Here is a 17,497-nt window from a genome sequence, read left to right on the forward strand (position 1 = left end):
GCTACAAGCAACCCTATTCCTCCAAAAATTTTGTATAATCGATTTTAGAAATCTACCAACACTAAAAATTATAGACCCCAAATACTACGAAGAGCATATCATTTGATATGTGAACGAAGTGTGACTATACTAATAAGTGTAATAAAGAATAACATTTTTTGAAGGAGGAAACGAATATGGGATTTATTTGGTCATTAATTGTAGGTGGAATTTTAGGAGCTATCGCAGGTATGATAGTTGGTAAAGACGTACCAGGCGGAATTATCGGAAACATTATTGTTGGTTTTATCGGATCATGGATCGGTAGTTCATTATTAAGCGACTTCGGACCTATCATTGGCGGTTTCGCGATTATTCCAGCATTAATTGGAGCTATTATTTTAATTTTTATCTTCTCTCTTATTGTTGGAAGACGCAAAGGTTAAGAGTATTAATAAAAAAAGCAGTTCAAGAAAGAAATTTCTTGGATTGCTTTTTTTTGTGTCTAGTAATCGAGGATAACAGACTCATCTAGAGTGAAATAACACTCTTTTAAGCATCTTTATAGAGTAAGACACATAATTGTCCAACTATACACTTCAAGACCTTACAACACACTAAATTTGATTGACAGATTCAAAATTTTATTTTTCTACACTCAAAAAAAGACGTGAATGAATTTCTTCATTCACGCCCCAATAGGTACAGCTATTTAATACTCTTTTTACTCTTCTTCTTGATCAAATTGACTATTGTAAAGATCCGCATAAAATCCATTTTGTTGCAATAAAACATCATGGTTTCCACTTTCTACTACATCTCCATCTTTCATCACAATAATCAAATCTGCATTCTTAATAGTTGATAGACGATGTGCAATAACGAAAGAAGTTCTTCCATGCATTAAGCTATCCATTGCTTTTTGAATAATCAATTCAGTACGGGTATCAACAGAACTTGTTGCTTCGTCCAAAATCAATAATGGGGCATCTGCGACCATTGCACGAGCAATCGTCATTAATTGTTTTTGCCCAGCAGATAAACTTGTTGTATCATCTAAAATTGTATCGTAACCGTGTGGCAAAGTTTGAATAAAATGATGTACTCCAACTGCTTTACAAGCGTTGACCACTTCTTCATCTTTTACACCTGTTTTACTGTAGACAATATTTTCTCTAACCGTTCCTTCAAATAACCAAGTATCTTGTAATACCATACAGAATTGTTCGTGTAAGGCTCCTCTAGTAACACTAGAAATTGGTGTTCCATCAATGTAGATTTCTCCACTATTCACTTCATAGAAACGCATTAATAAGTTTACTAATGTTGTCTTACCTGCCCCTGTTGGACCTACGATTGCAATTTTTTGTCCAGCTTTAGCTTCCAGAGAGAAATCATTAATGATTAGTCTGTCAGGATTATATCCAAATTTAACATGGTCGAATGTAACATTTCCTTTAACTGTACCTAATGAAGTAGGTTTCCCAGTTTCGACTTCTAACTCATCTTCTTCCAAGAAATTAAAGACACGCTCACTTGCAGCTGCTGCCGATTGTAAACTAGTAAAAGCTTGTGCAATTTGTGAAAGAGGTTGTGTAAAGAAACGAATATACATCATAAAGGCAACAATCACACCAAAAGTAATTTGATCATTGAATGCTAGATAAGCTCCGACTACACAGACCACTACATATCCAAAGTTTCCAATAAAGTTCATTAATGGCATCATTAGACCTGAAATGTATTGAGACTTCCAAGCACTATCAAATAATTTACTATTGATTTCATTAAATTCTTCAATTGCTGATGCTTCACCATTAAATGCTTTTACAATATTATGACCTGTATATATTTCTTCGACATGACCATTTAATTCGCCTAAACTTTTTTGTTGTTGACTGAAATATTTTTGTGACCTTTTAATAATGGTGATCATTAAACCAAAACCAATAACAGTGGATAAGATGGCAGAGATTGCCATAGGAACATTTGTGTAGAACATCATAATTAATGATCCAATAAATAAACTAATAGAGGTTACCAATTGACCCAAACTTTGATTTAAAGTTTGGCCAATTGTATCCACATCATTTGTTACACGGCTCAAAATATCCCCATGATTGTTACTATCAAAGTACCGTAACGGCAAACGATTAATTTTTGTTGAAATATCTGTACGCAGTTTTTTTGTAACTGTTTGAGTTACAGTAGCCATAATAAATCCTTGGAAATAAGATAAGATTGCACCAAGAACATACAACGCAACTAAAAATAGACCAATACTTTTTATTTTTTCTAAATCTATAGCACCTGTAATGCCTGCAGTGATTATATCTGTAATTTCACTGAGACGATCAGGCCCTATTAAATTAAATACTGTACCGAAAATAGCAAATACAAATGCTACTATAATGTACATCATGTAGGGTTTACAATATTTTGCTAACTTACCAATAGATTCCTTAAAATTATCAGGTTTCTTACCTGCCATCGGTCCATTCATTGGCGTATTTTTTTGTTTACTCATCTGCTAATTCCTCCTTAGAAAGTTGAGAATAAGCGATGTCCTGATAGACTTCACACGTTTGCATCAATTCTTGATGTGTACCAATTCCAACAATTTTTCCTTCATCTAAAACAATAATTTTGTCTGCATCACGAATGGTACCAATACGTTGAGCAACAATTAATTTTGTTGTATCTTTTAATTCCTTATTTAGTGCTGCACGTAATACACGATCTGTTTTATAGTCTAAAGCTGAAAATGAATCATCAAATACTAAAACTTCTGGTTTTCGTGAAATGGCACGTGAAATAGCTAAACGTTGACGTTGCCCTCCAGATACGTTGCTTCCTGATTGAGCAATAGAGGCATCATATCCGTTTTCCATTTTCTCAACAAAGTCACTACTTTGAGCTATTTCAATAGCTTTTTTCATGTCAGCTTCAGTTACTTCATGACCAGCATCCCCATAACTCACATTTGAACGAACCGTTCCACTAAATAAGAACGCTTTTTGTGGAACAAACCCAACTAAAGAATGCAGATAGTTTTGTGTATATTCTTTAATATCGTGTCCGTTGATTTTAATTTCCCCACCTGTTACATCGAAGAAACGAGGAATCAAATTAACCAACGTACTCTTTCCACTACCCGTAGAACCAATAAAAGCAACTGTCTCACCTTTATTTGCTGTAAAGGAAATATTTTCCAATATAGCTTCAGAAGCATCAGGATATTGGAATGTTACATTATCAAATACTACCGTTCCTTTTTGATCTTGAGCAGATTGTGTCAACGTTCCATCCTTAATTGTTTCTTTTGTATTTAAAACTTCTAAAATACGTCCAGCTGATACAGAAGCACGAGGGACGATAATAAATACAATCGTTAACATCATAAATGAAATAACAACTTGAACAGCATATGAAGAAAATACAACCATATCGCTAAACAAACTGATACGTTCTAAAGCACTTGATTGATTTACTAATTGAACACCGTTGATCAAGTAAGCACCGATCCAGTAAATTGATAAACTTAAACCACTCATAATCAATGTCATTCCTGGTCCCATGATAGCCATGATTCTATTGATGAATAAGTTTGTATTCATTAATTTATGATTTGCTGTTTCAAATTTTTCTTCTTCAAAATTTTCTGCATTATATGCACGGATAACACGTAAACCAGTTAGATTTTCGCGTGTAACTCGGTTAAGGTTATCTGTTAAGTTTTGGATCACTTTAAACTTTGGCAAAGCGAATATTACTACAACACTTATGATAAGAAGCAATACAACTACAGCACCCGCTGTTGAGAATGTCCACTCCCAAGATTTATCGACTATTTTTGATATTGCCCATATAGCCATAATAGGAGCCTTAATTAACACTTGCAATCCAAGTGACATAGCCATTTGAATTTGTGTTACATCATTTGAAGAACGAGTAATCAAACTTGCAGTAGAAAAATGATTGATTTCTTCCATTGAAAATCCTTCAACTTTTTGAAATACTTCTGATCTTATCGTGCGTGACAGGCCAGCTGCTACTTTTGAAACAAAGAATACTGTTACAAAAGATGCCACTAAACTACCTAGGGCACACAACATCATATAGCCACCATTTTCAAATATATCTTGCATTTTTGAACCCGGAAGTTGGATAAGTTGTGTAATTTTAGACATATATTCTGGTAGTTCTAAATCCAAATAGACTTGAACAACTATAAAGATGATACTAAATAAAATCATCATCCATTCTTTTTGTTTTAAATATTTTAATATTTTTAGCATAGTCGTTCTCCTTCGTTTCTTTAACTGAGTCTTACTCTATATCTTTCAACATATTTTGTTGCATCTTATAAATGGTTTTGAAAAATTGTTCAAGCTCTTCGTCCGTTAATCCTTGGATCAATAAACTTTCTATTCTTTGGTATTCTTTTGTTACTTCTTCAACCAAACTTTGACCTTTTTCTGATAGTTGTAACTTCTTAACTCGTGCATCCGTTTCAATTGAAATCCGCTTAATTAATCCTTTATCTTCCATACTTTTCAACATTTTTGAAGTAGTAGAACGACGCATTGAAAATTTTTTTTCAATGTCTTTTTGGAATATATCTTCGTCTTTAGCATTATTTAAAAACCCAATAATCATTCCATGCATCTTAGTAATATGATGTTCATCTTCTTCTATTTTAAAAGATTCAACATTTCTGTGTATGAAATTTACTAATTTACGTATTTCCATTCCAATTGCTTTTTCATTATTTTCCTCATCAAAAAAAATTTTTTCCACCTCGCTCTTTTGGATAACTTTTAAAAAAATTCATAGAATTAATTTTTGTTAGCACGCTAACTATATTAACTTATCACTAACTTAAAGTCAATAGAAAGATCGTTTTTTGATACTTACTTACAAAAAAAAAGTACCAACAGATTAAAAATCTGTTGGTACTTTGATTAATTGAATTAAAATTAAAGTTTTACAACGTTTGCAGCTTGTGCTCCACGGTTTCCTTCAACGATTTCAAATTCAACTGCTTGTCCTTCTTCTAATGATTTGAAGCCATCGCCTGTAATTGCACTGAAGTGTACAAATACGTCGTCTCCACCTTCAACTTCAATAAAACCAAAACCTTTTTCTGCATTAAACCATTTTACTGTTCCTTTTTCCATAATTTCCTGTACCTCCGATTAGTCATTTTGCAATTGATTCTCTTTTGTGGCTTATTGTCTTTCATAAAAACAAAATCGATTACAAAATTATTATAACTTAGGATTTTCATTTTTGCAAGGGGTTACTTTGCTTTAACAGCAACATTTTCATTTAGATTTTTTTTTTAATCAATCGCAATTTCTTTTAAAAAATTATGGTAATTTTCATTTTCATCCAGGTGTACTTGGGTATGATTACCTAAATTATTAGTTAAAATATCTTCTAATGAGATAGACACTTTATTTAAATACGTTGCATTTCCAATTAAGTCCATCCAGTAAGTTCCATCTTCATCTTTATGAACAATCGTTTGAACCATTCCCCCAGGGTTAGTCACTTGAATTTTTTCTTCAAGTTGGCCATTTTTTAATAACACGTACATTAAACTGCTCGCTGCCATTGCAGTACCGCAAGCATTTGTAAAGCCTACTCCTCTTTCAAAAGTACGGACAAATAGTGATTGTTTATTTAGTACTTCTACAAAGCTAACATTTACTCCATCAGGAAAATAAGGATTTTTTCCATTCAAATATGTTGCAATCTCCTCAAATTGTGAGCTGTATAATGTTTCATGATCGACAAAACTGATCAAATGAGGATTTGGAACTGCAACCGCAGAAAACCGTAAATTAGTAGCAAGGTCTGGTAGTTCTTTATCAATAAATTTTTCTGTTGCCCAATTGAATGGCAAATCGTCTACATTAAAAGATACTGGAGAAATTTCAACTTGAAAAGTTTGAATATCTTTTCCTAACTCTTCTGCTTTTTTTACGTGTAGATCAGCATGCATTGTTTCAACAACAAACTCATTTTTTTTATTTTTTTCAGAAAGATAACGCGCAACCGTTCTTAATCCATTGCCACACATACTGGCTTCACTACCATCATAATTGATAACTCTCATACTTCCATCAGTTTCTTCATGATTTGTTGTTCCTACTAAAAGAACTCCATCAGCCCCCTTTAGAAGCCCTGTGTTGCGATCCGTAATGATTTGAGTCAGAGATACAAGTTCATCCTGTGTCAATGTTCTTTCTAGCAATGTTTCATCTAAAATAAAAAATTCGTTTTCTGATCCATGAACTTTAATTAAGTCTACTTGCATAATGATTGTACCTCCTCTTTTTCCTTAACATATTTTACCATTTCATTTTCAGATTACAATAAAAAATAAGAAGTATCTAAATAAGGGAGTGAGACAAAAGTCTCACTCCCTTATTATCTAACTAGGTTATTCTGCTTCAGTTTCAGGTACTAAAGCTTCTGGAAAATGTTCTTCAACGATTGCTGCACAGCGAGCACAAAGAGTTGGTGCATTTTCATTAGAACCTACATCTTCTTTGATAGCGCGACATCTTTCGCAAGTTTCGCCATGAGCGTGTTCTACTACAACGGCTACAGATTCTGAATGAACCGCATTACTAGGTGCCTCTTCAATCGATTCTGCTATTTCTAAATTAGAAACAATTAATAATTGTGCTAAATTACTATTTAATGAAACAAACAAATCTTTTGTTTGTTCTGTAGGATAAAGAGTTACTTTTGCTTCAAAAGATTTTCCAATGATTTTTTCATTACGCGCTTCTTCAAGAGCTTTTTGAACCACATCGCGAATATCCATGAAAGCATCCCACATGTCTAATAGTTCAGCTTCATTTTCATAGCGATCGATGGCTGGCATATCTGTTAATTGAACGAATTCATCGGTTTCGCTTAAGAATGACCAAATTTCTTCAGCAGTATGTGGAAGAATTGGTGTTAACAGTTTTGTAATTTTTACTAATACTTCATAAAATACTGTTTGCATAGCACGGCGTTCATAAGCATCCTCAGCTTCAATATAAACAACATCTTTAGCAAAATCTAGATAGAATTGAGACAAGTCAACTGTACAGAAATTATTAATTAATTGGTAGATAGAAGAAAATTCATAGTTATCATAATGCCCTTCTGCTTTTTCTACCAATTGATTCAAACGAATCATTAGGTATTTGTCAACAGATCTTAAATTATTAAACTCTACTTTGTTTGCTGAAGGATCGTAGTCAGCGGTATTAGCCAATAAGAAACGCATGGTATTACGGATTTTACGGTAAACTTCAGAAACTTGTTTTAAAATTTCATCACTCACACGCACATCTGCTTGTGTATCTACACTAGAAACCCATAGACGTACAATGTCAGCCCCCATTTGTTTGATAACTTTGCTTGGTGCAATCGTATTTCCAAGAGATTTACTCATTTTACGTCCATCTCCATCTAAAACCATCCCCTGTGAGAGAACTGTTTTATAAGGTGCTACTCCATTAATAGCTACACTGGTCGTGATGCTTGAATTAAACCAACCACGGTATTGATCTGAACCTTCAAGATACATATCAGCTGGGAAAGTTAAATTTTCTCTAGCTCTTAATACAGCTTCATGAGATGAACCAGAATCAAACCATACATCCATGATATCAGTTTCTTTTGTAAACTGATTATTTGGACTTGATGGATGAGTGAATCCTTCTGGTAACAACTCTTTAGCATCACGTTCAAACCAAATATTTGAACCAAACTCTCCAAATAAAGCTGCTACGTGTTCAGTTGTTTCCGGTGTTATAATAGCTTCGCCATTTTCACCATAGAAGATTGGCAAAGGAACTCCCCAAGCACGTTGACGTGAAATAACCCAATCGCCACGATCACGGACCATGTTATACAAACGTTGCATACCCCATTTTTGAACCCATTCAACACCTTCAACGGCTTCCAGAATGTCTCCGCGGAATTGATCAATAGAAGCAAACCACTGAGGTGTTGCACGGAAAATAACCGGTTTTTTAGTTCTCCAGTCATGTGGGTAACTATGAGTAAAGAAGTTTAATTTCAATAGTGCTCCTTCTTTTTCTAACCACTCTGTAATGACTTTATTTCCATCATTGTAAAAAATACCTTCTAGTCCTGGCGCTTCATCTGTAAAACAACCTTTATCGTCAACTGGCGACAAAACACTTAATTTGTATTTTTGTCCTACTATAAAGTCATCATCTCCGTGACCAGGAGCTGTATGAACAAGTCCGGTACCTGCTTCAAGGGTTACATGGTCACCTAGAATTAAGAGAGAAGTACGGTCATACATTGGGTGTTGAGCCGTCATGAATTCTAAGTCTTTACCTTTTAACTCTTTAATCGTTTCAACTTGATTCCAACCAATTTCTTCTGTGACAGTTTCAATCAAATCTTTTGCTAAAACATATTTCTTACCGTCTGCAATGACAACAGAATAGTCATATTCTGGATGGACAGTAATGGCAAGATTTGAAGGGATAGTCCATGGTGTAGTTGTCCAAATAACAAATGAAGTATCTTCATCGATCAGACCTTTCCCATCAACAACTTTAAAGCCTACATAAATACTTGCTGACTTGACATCTTTGTATTCAATTTCAGCTTCTGCAAGTGCAGATTCACTAGATGGAGACCAGTAAATGGGTTTTAAACCTTTATAGATATAACCCTTTTCGGCCATTTTCCCAAACACACGGATTTGAGCTTCTTCGTATTCCTTCGTTAGTGTTACGTATGGATGGTCCCATTCTCCCGCTACACCTAGACGTTTAAAATCTTCTTTTTGTTTATTTACTTGTTCCCAAGCATATTCTTCACATAATTTACGGAATTCTGCAAGGCTCATTTCTTTACGTTTAACACCTTTATTTGTTAAGGCTTGTTCAATTGGCAGACCATGAGTGTCCCAGCCTGGCACGTAAGGAGATCTGAAACCAGACATTGATTTGTAACGTACAATGATATCTTTACTGATTTTATTTAAGGCATGTCCAATATGGATGTTTCCATTTGCATACGGCGGGCCATCATGTAAAACGAAAGTTGGTTTGCCTTCATTGATTTTTTGTCTTTGTCCATAAATATCTAATTCTTCCCAGTTTTTTTGCCATTCTAGCTCACGAACTGGTAAATTTCCACGCATGGGAAATTTTGTTTTTCCTAATTGTAATGTTTCTTTCATTTTCATTAAGATCTACTCCTCATTTGTTCTATTTTATTTCCTTAGTTCCAAAACGACATGCTCATCATACAACTGAGATTTGTCAATTGCAACTAATCTTATCAATAAAAAAAAGACTTCATCCCTAGAGGGACGAAATCTTCGTGGTACCACCCAAATTCAGAAGAAAAAATTGTAGTTTTTTCTTCTCTTAAGTAATTGTATAACGTCAATTAACCGGTTAATTTTACTTAAATTCAAATTAACACTCATGGAGGATCTGACAATTAGAAGGGACTGTTAGGCTTTCACTATCTCTAACTCGCTTACTGTAGTGTTCTATTGTTTTTCTGTTCCATTCACTGATTTTTGCTTATTTAGGCAATTCAATAGCTGGCAAAGTGCCTTCTATTGAATGTTGTTCTTGCATGTCGTTATTTTCTATTACGTTTGTACTAACTACTGTTAGCTGCTCAGAATTATTTTCTTCAATGGTCTCATCGTTCGATTCAACATCAGAACTCACAACTTCTTCTGGTTGATTAACACTTGCTAAAATTTCTTTTAATGTAGGTATGTTGAGTGTTTCTTCTTCAGTAGGTCTTAACAAATCATCCCATTCTGAATTCTTAACCATTTCTAGTTGAGATTCTATCATAATCTGCAGACGTTGTTTAAAGACTCTACTTTGTTTTTTCAACTCATCTGTTTCAGTAGTAATTTTTCTAGCTTTAGAAACTGCTTCATCCAACAAACGATCCGCATTTTTTTCAGCTTCTAAACGAATAATATTAGCTTCTTTAGCCGCATTTTCCTTTAATCTATCTGCTGCATCTTGAGCAACAATAATCGATTTATTTAGAGCATCTTGAAGATTGTTGAAGTACCCTACTTTTTCTTCAGAAAATTGCAAGTTTTTTTCTAATTCACGTTTTTCTTTTAAAACCATTTCGTAGTCCTTAATGATTTGATCTAAATAATCGTTTACTTGATCTTGATCGTAGCCTCGCATCTTGACAGGGAACTCTTTGTTATGTATATCTAAGGGAGTCAACACCATATAAGACACCTCCATTTTTTAAATTTTACGTGCTTTAGTACTAAATTATCATAAACTAACCTACAAGTAAATGAGTTAACCGTTATTTATATAAGACACCTAACTGCAAACGCCACTTATCTTTTTTAGTTTTGCCTTCAATTTCTTGAACTTGTAATCTTCCATATCCTCGAACTGAAACAATATCTAACAACCCTATTTCAAAATCTGGTCGAGTCGATTCAACCCAATTCAACTTCACTTTTCCTGATTCGATCATCTGTTTAGCACGTTGTCTAGACACCTTAAACACGCTGGAAACCAATGTGTCCAGACGCATAGATGAAACTGTTTGACTTTCAATTGTCCAATTATCTATAGGAACTAAAATGTCGGTATAGTCTCTTTCTTCCATACGGACTGCAACTTTCCCAATACTGATAACTTGCTGTTCCACATAACTTTTTGTTGTATTTTCAACAAATACTTGCCAACGTGTGCCATCCGAAATGATATCTCCGAAATAATCTCTTTTTAGCCCAGTCGAAAGCAGAGTACCTAACACTTTTCCATGTGACAACGATGCAAATTTTATAGGGTAACGGATTTCACAAATCGTTATTTCAAAATCATCCTGCTTTGGAGTGAAATATGAAGGGCAGATGAAAGCTCTCACTCTCTCTGCTGCTTCATATCCTCCAAAAGAATGAATAGTAATCTCACTATTTTTTCCAACGATTGTTTTTACGATATGCAATTGACGGGGATCTAAAAAATTTGTCAAATAAGGAGTATATTGGTCTTCAACATTTCTTATCCAACCAATAACGGTATCAATAAAGGATTGCTCTTCTTTTCTAAAATGCTGATAGACATTTTCAATCATAAGAAAAATACCTCCCTAAATTAATACAGTATCCTCATGATTAGCTGAAAGAGTGAAAAAAGTCCACTTTTAGCTAAATTTAAAACAATTAAAGCAACAATTCCTGAAAAACTAATCATACCAATTGGTGGGATAAACCGTCTAAAGAAGTTTAAGTACGGTTCACAAATGGATGACAATATGCGACCAAATTTTGATTGATAAGCTCCAGGAAACCAAGACATTAAGATATATACGATAATCAGAGTAGAGTAGATATCTAAGGCTCTAGAAAGCACCGTGTAAAGTAATGATATAAAATAAGCCACTATCGATTTTTCCTCTTTTCTTTAATAAAAATCTTTTTCTTGCATAACTTCTGACAATGCACCATCAATTTCAACATTCTTAGGTGTACACAAGAAAATTTCTTCACCAATACGCTGAATATCTCCGCTTATAGCGTAGATAGTTCCAGTTAAAAAATCAACGATCCTTTTAGCTTGATCTTCTTCAATACGCGTGAAATTTAAAACAACAGATTGATTGCTAAGCAGTAAATCTGCAATCTCTTGAACTTCAGAATAAACCCTAGGCTCAAATACAACAATTTTAGATTGGTAAGGATTCTCTGGGTTTTTCATTGCAACAACTTTATTTGTTGTTGCTGGTTCACGACGTGTATTGAAAGCTCGTTGATTTTTCAATTCTCGCTTAGCTTCACTTTTTTCTGCTTTTGATGATCTATTTTCTTGATTGTCAGTTGCATTTTCTAATTCAAATTCTTCTTCATCGTTTAACCCAAAAAATTGAGAAAAATTAGTTAACATGCTCATTTAAAGTCCTCCTTTTTAAATCAATTTCCTTCTTTATTGAAATTGATTCTTATTCAAAAAAAGACGTTCCGATTCGAATAAAAGTTGCTCCTTCTTCAGCAGCAATAGTATAATCTTTGCTCATTCCCATACTAAGTTCTGTGCACGGTGCATGAGAGAGAGTTTTTTCCTGAATGATCTGTTGTAAGCCTCTCAAATGAGCAAAAGCCGTGCGAACAACTGTCTCCTCAGCATTTAAAGGCGCCATAGTCATTAAACCAACTACTTTTATCTTTGAATATTGTGAAAGGCTACCAATAAATTCATCAAGATCATCCGGGCTTACCCCACTTTTAGAAGATTCACCCGTCACATTTACTTGAACAAAACAAGAAATAGTTTTGTTCGCTCGTTTTTCAATTTCTTCAGCTAATGCCAAACGATCCAAAGCATGAAAGTAATCAATTTTATTGATTACTTTCTTTACTTTTCTTGTTTGTAGATTTCCAATATAATGCCAGACCAATTGAGGATCATTTAGTTCTTCCTGTTTTGCTTCCAAACCTTCGGGACGATTTTCTGCCAGATGTGTATAGCCTTCTTCAATCACGGAAATAGCTTGCTCACTAGAAACACTTTTAGTCACTGCAACAACTTGTACACTAGAACGTTCTCGATTAACTTTTTTTAATGACAAACCTAACTTACGTTCAATTTCTTGACAATTTTCTTTAACAGAACTCATTCTTATTTACGGCGTCTTCTAAAGAATGGAGGTGTATCAAGATTATCTTCTTCTTGATGACTCTCTTGTTCTTGCTTTTCTTCTCGTTTAAAAATGTCAAAGTCAGGTTTTTCATTTTGTTGATTTAACTCATTCGATTGAGATTTAGCTCTTTGATCACGCAAACTAGGTTCGCGACGAATGTCCCAATCGCCAAAAGGATCTTTTGTTTGATCAGATTGTACAGCTGATGTTTCAGGCACAATTCTTTGAGTAGAACTATTTCGATTTCTTTCGTTTGTTTGTGGTTTTACTTCTCTTGCTTTAGTTGTATCGATACCTGTTGCAATAACCGTTACGATAACATCATCACCTAAGTTTTCGTTAATAGAAGTACCAAATATAATGTTTACTTCTGTAGTAGACGCTGCAGAAACGATATCTGAGGCATCTTGTGCTTCGAATAATGTTAAGTCAGATCCACCTGTAATATTTAACAATACAGACTCTGCGCCATCAATTGAAACTTCTAACAATGGAGATGAAATAGCTTTTTTAGTAGCTTCGACTGTACGATTTTCACCACTTGCCATACCAATCCCCATTAGTGCTGACCCTTGATTTTCCATAACTGTTTTTACATCAGCAAAATCTAAGTTTACATATCCAGGTGCTGTGATTAAATCTGAAATTCCTTGTACACCTTGGCGTAAAACATTATCGGCTTCATGGAAGGCTTCAAGCATTGGTGTCTTTTTATCAACAATTTCTAACAACCGGTTATTTGAAATGATGACAAGAGTATCCACGTGTTCTTTCATTTGCGCTACACCTTCAGCAGCAAAACGTCCACGTTTAGGTCCTTCAAAAGTAAAGGGTCTAGTGATTACTCCAACTGTTAAAGCGCCTTGTTCTTTAGCAATACGAGCTACGATAGGTGCGGCACCAGTACCCGTTCCGCCACCCATACCAGCGGTTACGAAAATCATATCGGCTCCACGTAATGATTCAGCAATTTGTTCTTCACTTTCTTCAGCTGCTTTACGACCAATTTCAGGATTTGCTCCTGCTCCTAGACCACGTGTTAATTTTGGCCCAAGTTGGATTTTCACTTCGGCATTCGAACCTGCTAAAGCTTGTAAATCAGTATTTGCTACGATAAATTCTACACCTTGTACATTTTCATCAATCATTCGGTTAACAGCATTATTTCCAGCTCCACCAACACCAATTACTTTAATTATCGCTCCATTAGCTGGATTTGTGTCAAATTCTAAGTCCATTCCATTTCCTCCTACTACAATCTGAATGTATTCTATTTAATCAAAGAAATTTGAGATAAAGCTTTTTGCCTTATTGCTCCACTTATCTTCTTTTTTCTTTTCTTTCTTAATTGGTTTTACTTTTTCATATTCTAAAGAGTCGTTTTCATCATTTTCTGAAAAGGTTTCTGGTTTAGCATTGTAAGAAGAATCTTCATTTCTTGTAACACCTAATTGATATTCTTTCATAATTTGATGAATATCATCTAAGTTAGCTTCATATTGAATCAAGCCTATACCCGTAGTAAATGCTGGATAACGTAGACCCATTTGATGAGGAATATAGAGTTTAACTGGAATTTCAAAAATATCTTCAGCTAACTCTACTGCACCAGGTAAGGCTGCAGCACCACCCGTTAAAATCATTCCACCAGGCAAATCTCTTGCTCCAACCTTGTCTAATTCAGATTTCACTTTTTCAAAAATCTGAACCAACCGAGCTTCAATAATTTCTGACAGATAATGCTCATCGATTTTTACCGGCTGACTTTTGCCAATCACTTCTACTGGAAAAGTTTCTTCTTGAGAAGTTTCTTCTGGCAAAGCATATCCATAATCGCGTTTTATTCTTTCAGCACTTTCAATGGTTGTGTTTAAAACAACAGAGATATCTTTCGTTACGTAATCTCCACCCTCTTGATCTACATACGTGTATTTCAACTGATGATCATGCATAACTGAAGCAGTTGTTTGTCCGCCTCCCAAATCAAGCAATATTGTGCCAAAATCTCTTTCACCGCTAGACATAGCTACACTGCTTGCTGCTAAAGATTGTAAGACGATATTTTGAATTTGTAAACCAGCTTTTTCCACACAACGTTTTGTGTTATGTAAGATAGTTTTTGGCCCAGTTAACATAATAGCATGCATTTCCAAGCGAACACCAATCATTCCCCTCGGATCTTTGATGCCATCGAATCCATCAACGATAAATTCTTCAGGTAAAATGGTTAAGATTTCTCTTTCTGGAGGAACCGATTTTACCATTGCAGCTGCCAAAACATTTTGGACGTCTACTTCAGTGATCTCACGATTTTCTCCGGATACTGCTATCATTCCATGACACGTTTCTATTTCAACAGATGTACTCGGAATGCCTACAATAACGTTATGAATATTTACATTTGCTTTTTGCTCTGCTTGTTTAATTGCTTTATTAATTGATTGTACCGTTTTATCAATATCTACGATAATTCCACGGTTTAAGCCTTCAGATTTTTCATTTCCTACTCCAATAATATTCATTTGACCGTTTATATATTCAGCTACAACTACTTTTATTGAAGTGGTTCCAATATCTAGACTTACATACATTTCAGTATTCCCCAATTCATTGAAACCTCCTATACCATCATTTTATGTTAAAACCTATAGTTATTACCAATTTTAACATAAGCGTTACCAATTTACGAAGTATTTCAGTATTTTTTTCTGTTTAAGTAAAAATATTTTCATTCCATTTTTTCTATTGAGTTTCTTCTTCTAGATCGAGTTCAGCACTGTTTTCATCAGAAGTTCCGTTTGGCTCTTCCTTTTTATCCTCACTATATTCAAATGGAGAAAAATAAGCTCCAACTTCAATATTTAGTGTTCCTTTTTGGTCGCCCACTTTTTTTACCATATCAGGATAGTAAATCATTTTTTCTGCAAATGAAGGTATCGAAGCGATTACTTCATTCCCATCATTCATGTATAGCTTAATAAGGTAATCATCAACCTCACTAGGCGTATACTGGACTTCTGAAATGCTATTTTGGATGTTTTCATTTAATGATTGGTACTGAGCAATCATTTCTTTTAACGCTTTATTCTCTTCAAACTCTTTGAAAATTGGTGGATTTCCAATAGATACTTTTCTACTTTCATTTACAATTTTTCCATTTTCAAGGATATTGTAGTATTTATTGTCTTCAACTAAATAAGCAACTGTTTCATACTCTTCGATTTCCAATGTGTAGTCATTCAAACCGTCTAAAACAATTTTCATGGACTTAACTTGTGGCAATTCAGATACAACTTTTCCAGAAATTTCATTTCTTTCAAAGAGTATTTCCCAGAGATTACCTCCGGATTTAATACCACTTTCATCAATTATTTCTTGATCGGCTACTTCTTTTGCACCAATAACAGAAACGATATCTACTTTGCTTAAGGGACTTATAAAATACACAACTATCAAAATTGCAAATGAAAATAATAAAATAAGCGTAATTAATCGTGTGAGAAGCTTTTTTTGACGTTGCTTTTTTAATTTTGGCAACGTATGCTCTAATGATTTTGTTTTTTGAAATGCAGTTTGCCTATCACTATCAGCTGTTTCTTTTTTATGTTCTCCTTTTTTTAAAGAAGAAAGATGCAGGTTAGTTACAGCTTTTTGTTTTTTATTCTGTTTTCTCATGCACCTATCCTCCTTTATAAAAGTTATTTTTTCACAATTTTATTTATTACTTCAATTATTCTATCTGAAGCATCTGGCATGCCTATTTTTTTAGCATTTTCTGCCATTTCTTGACGCATATTTGGATTCAACATCAATTCATCCAATGTTTGGACTAATTTTTCACCTGTTAATTCTGATTCATTGATTAATTTTGCAGCATTTTTGTTTACTAGACTTTCTGCATTTTTTGTTTGATGATCGTTAGTCACATATGGACTAGGAATCAGAACACTTGGCAATCCAAGTGCTGTAAGTTCTGCCAACGTTGTAGCTCCACTTCTTGAAACAACTAATGAAACCGTTGAAAAAACTTCTGGCATATTTGGAATGTAGGATACTACAGAAACATTAAACTTCTCATTCTTGATTTTTGTTAACTGACTTTGAATTGTTTCAAAATGAATATCTCCTGTAGCCATCAGTACCTGATAATTTTTATTCGCTAACAAAGGCAATGCTTCGACAAAAGCATCATTAATTCTTTTGGCTCCTCTACTGCCACCAAAAATCAATACAGTTGGCTTCTCAGAGTCTAAATTGTATTCTTCTAAAGCTGCTTTTTTTTGCACATTACTCACTTCTTGTGCTCTTGGGTTACCAGTAAAACAAACTTTTTCAGGATACTTAGCAAAATCATTTCGTACTTCTTCAAAACAAATAGCAATTTTAGTTACATAACGTGCAAGAAACTTATTCGTTATACCTGCAACGCTATTTTGTTCATGTATAATGCTAGGAACGCCTAATTTTGATGCTGCGTATACAATCGGCGCGCATACATACCCGCCAGTCCCAATAACAATATCAGGCTGGAATTTCTTAACGATTTGTTTAGCTTGATTAATACTACTGATAAACATTCGTATAGTTTTAAATGTATCAAGAGACAATGAGCGTTTAAATCCTTTTATTTCTACAGAAGCAAAAGGTATCCCATACTCTTTTACAATTCTATTTTCTAACCCTTTTTCAGTTCCGACATACAAAAATTCTGCAGTTGGATTTAGTTCTTGTATACGACGCATAAGTGCGAGTGCTGGATAGACATGTCCTCCAGTTCCACCACCAGATAATAAAATTTTCATCGGCTGCTAGACCA

16 protein-coding genes are annotated in these 17,497 nt (G+C 34.3%); 1 reads left to right on the forward strand and 15 read right to left on the reverse strand.

Translation table 11 applies throughout. The annotated features are described in order from the left end of the window. Window positions 1-176 precede the first annotated feature (176 nt). Window positions 177-425: a GlsB/YeaQ/YmgE family stress response membrane protein gene (locus tag ABS911_RS04675; protein ID WP_007724863.1), complete on the forward strand. Its 249-nt coding sequence runs from the start codon at window positions 177-179 to the stop codon at window positions 423-425. A 278-nt stretch (window positions 426-703) separates the two neighbouring features. On the opposite strand, the gene ABS911_RS04680 is transcribed toward ABS911_RS04675, so the two are convergent. The 15 genes from ABS911_RS04680 to murG all read right to left on the reverse strand — a co-directional run bounded on the left by ABS911_RS04680 (window position 704) and on the right by murG (window position 17,483). Further along, a complete protein-coding gene (locus ABS911_RS04680; RefSeq protein WP_502880499.1) occupies window positions 704-2,470 on the reverse strand; it encodes an ABC transporter ATP-binding protein in 1,767 nt (588 codons plus the stop codon). 28 nt (window positions 2,471-2,498) lie between these two features. Further along, window positions 2,499-4,277: an ABC transporter ATP-binding protein gene (locus tag ABS911_RS04685; protein WP_350466545.1), complete on the reverse strand. Its 1,779-nt coding sequence runs from the start codon at window positions 4,275-4,277 to the stop codon at window positions 2,499-2,501. A 31-nt stretch (window positions 4,278-4,308) separates the two neighbouring features. Then, the gene (locus ABS911_RS04690) at window positions 4,309-4,779 is read right to left on the reverse strand and encodes a MarR family winged helix-turn-helix transcriptional regulator (RefSeq protein ID WP_350466546.1); all 471 of its coding nucleotides are present in this window, start codon (window positions 4,777-4,779) and stop codon (window positions 4,309-4,311) included. Between the two features lie 179 nt (window positions 4,780-4,958). After that, the gene (cspD, locus tag ABS911_RS04695) at window positions 4,959-5,159 is read right to left on the reverse strand and encodes a cold-shock protein CspD (protein WP_035022210.1); all 201 of its coding nucleotides are present in this window, start codon (window positions 5,157-5,159) and stop codon (window positions 4,959-4,961) included. A gap of 164 nt (window positions 5,160-5,323) precedes the next feature. Beyond that, entirely contained in the window at window positions 5,324-6,304 is a 981-nt protein-coding gene (gene dapF, locus ABS911_RS04700; RefSeq protein WP_350466547.1) for a diaminopimelate epimerase, read from the reverse strand. A gap of 126 nt (window positions 6,305-6,430) precedes the next feature. Beyond that, complete coding sequence (gene ileS, locus ABS911_RS04705) at window positions 6,431-9,220, reverse strand: isoleucine--tRNA ligase (RefSeq protein WP_350466548.1); 2,790 nt, start codon at window positions 9,218-9,220, stop codon at window positions 6,431-6,433. A gap of 346 nt (window positions 9,221-9,566) precedes the next feature. Further along, window positions 9,567-10,253 (reverse strand): DivIVA domain-containing protein, encoded by a 687-nt coding sequence (locus ABS911_RS04710; protein WP_350466549.1) that lies wholly within the window; start codon window positions 10,251-10,253, stop codon window positions 9,567-9,569. Window positions 10,254-10,335: 82 nt separating this feature from the next. Further along, on the reverse strand, window positions 10,336-11,118 hold the full coding sequence (locus ABS911_RS04715; protein WP_350466550.1) for a YlmH family RNA-binding protein: 783 nt from the start codon (window positions 11,116-11,118) through the stop codon (window positions 10,336-10,338). Window positions 11,119-11,138: 20 nt separating this feature from the next. Then, window positions 11,139-11,426, reverse strand: a complete 288-nt coding sequence (locus ABS911_RS04720; RefSeq protein ID WP_350466551.1) for a YggT family protein — start codon at window positions 11,424-11,426, stop codon at window positions 11,139-11,141. Between the two features lie 21 nt (window positions 11,427-11,447). Further along, on the reverse strand, window positions 11,448-11,933 hold the full coding sequence (locus tag ABS911_RS04725) for a cell division protein SepF (protein WP_350466552.1): 486 nt from the start codon (window positions 11,931-11,933) through the stop codon (window positions 11,448-11,450). Window positions 11,934-11,982: 49 nt separating this feature from the next. Then, window positions 11,983-12,657: a YggS family pyridoxal phosphate-dependent enzyme gene (locus tag ABS911_RS04730; protein WP_350466553.1), complete on the reverse strand. Its 675-nt coding sequence runs from the start codon at window positions 12,655-12,657 to the stop codon at window positions 11,983-11,985. 2 nt (window positions 12,658-12,659) lie between these two features. Then, window positions 12,660-13,919 (reverse strand): cell division protein FtsZ, encoded by a 1,260-nt coding sequence (ftsZ, locus tag ABS911_RS04735; RefSeq protein ID WP_350466554.1) that lies wholly within the window; start codon window positions 13,917-13,919, stop codon window positions 12,660-12,662. A 36-nt stretch (window positions 13,920-13,955) separates the two neighbouring features. Then, window positions 13,956-15,287: a cell division protein FtsA gene (gene ftsA, locus ABS911_RS04740; RefSeq protein ID WP_350466555.1), complete on the reverse strand. Its 1,332-nt coding sequence runs from the start codon at window positions 15,285-15,287 to the stop codon at window positions 13,956-13,958. Window positions 15,288-15,423: 136 nt separating this feature from the next. After that, the gene (locus tag ABS911_RS04745; RefSeq protein ID WP_350466556.1) at window positions 15,424-16,356 is read right to left on the reverse strand and encodes a cell division protein FtsQ/DivIB; all 933 of its coding nucleotides are present in this window, start codon (window positions 16,354-16,356) and stop codon (window positions 15,424-15,426) included. A 23-nt stretch (window positions 16,357-16,379) separates the two neighbouring features. Next, window positions 16,380-17,483, reverse strand: a complete 1,104-nt coding sequence (gene murG / locus ABS911_RS04750) for an undecaprenyldiphospho-muramoylpentapeptide beta-N-acetylglucosaminyltransferase (RefSeq protein ID WP_350466557.1) — start codon at window positions 17,481-17,483, stop codon at window positions 16,380-16,382. Window positions 17,484-17,497: the final 14 nt, after the last annotated feature.

The organism is Carnobacterium sp., assembly GCF_040274425.1.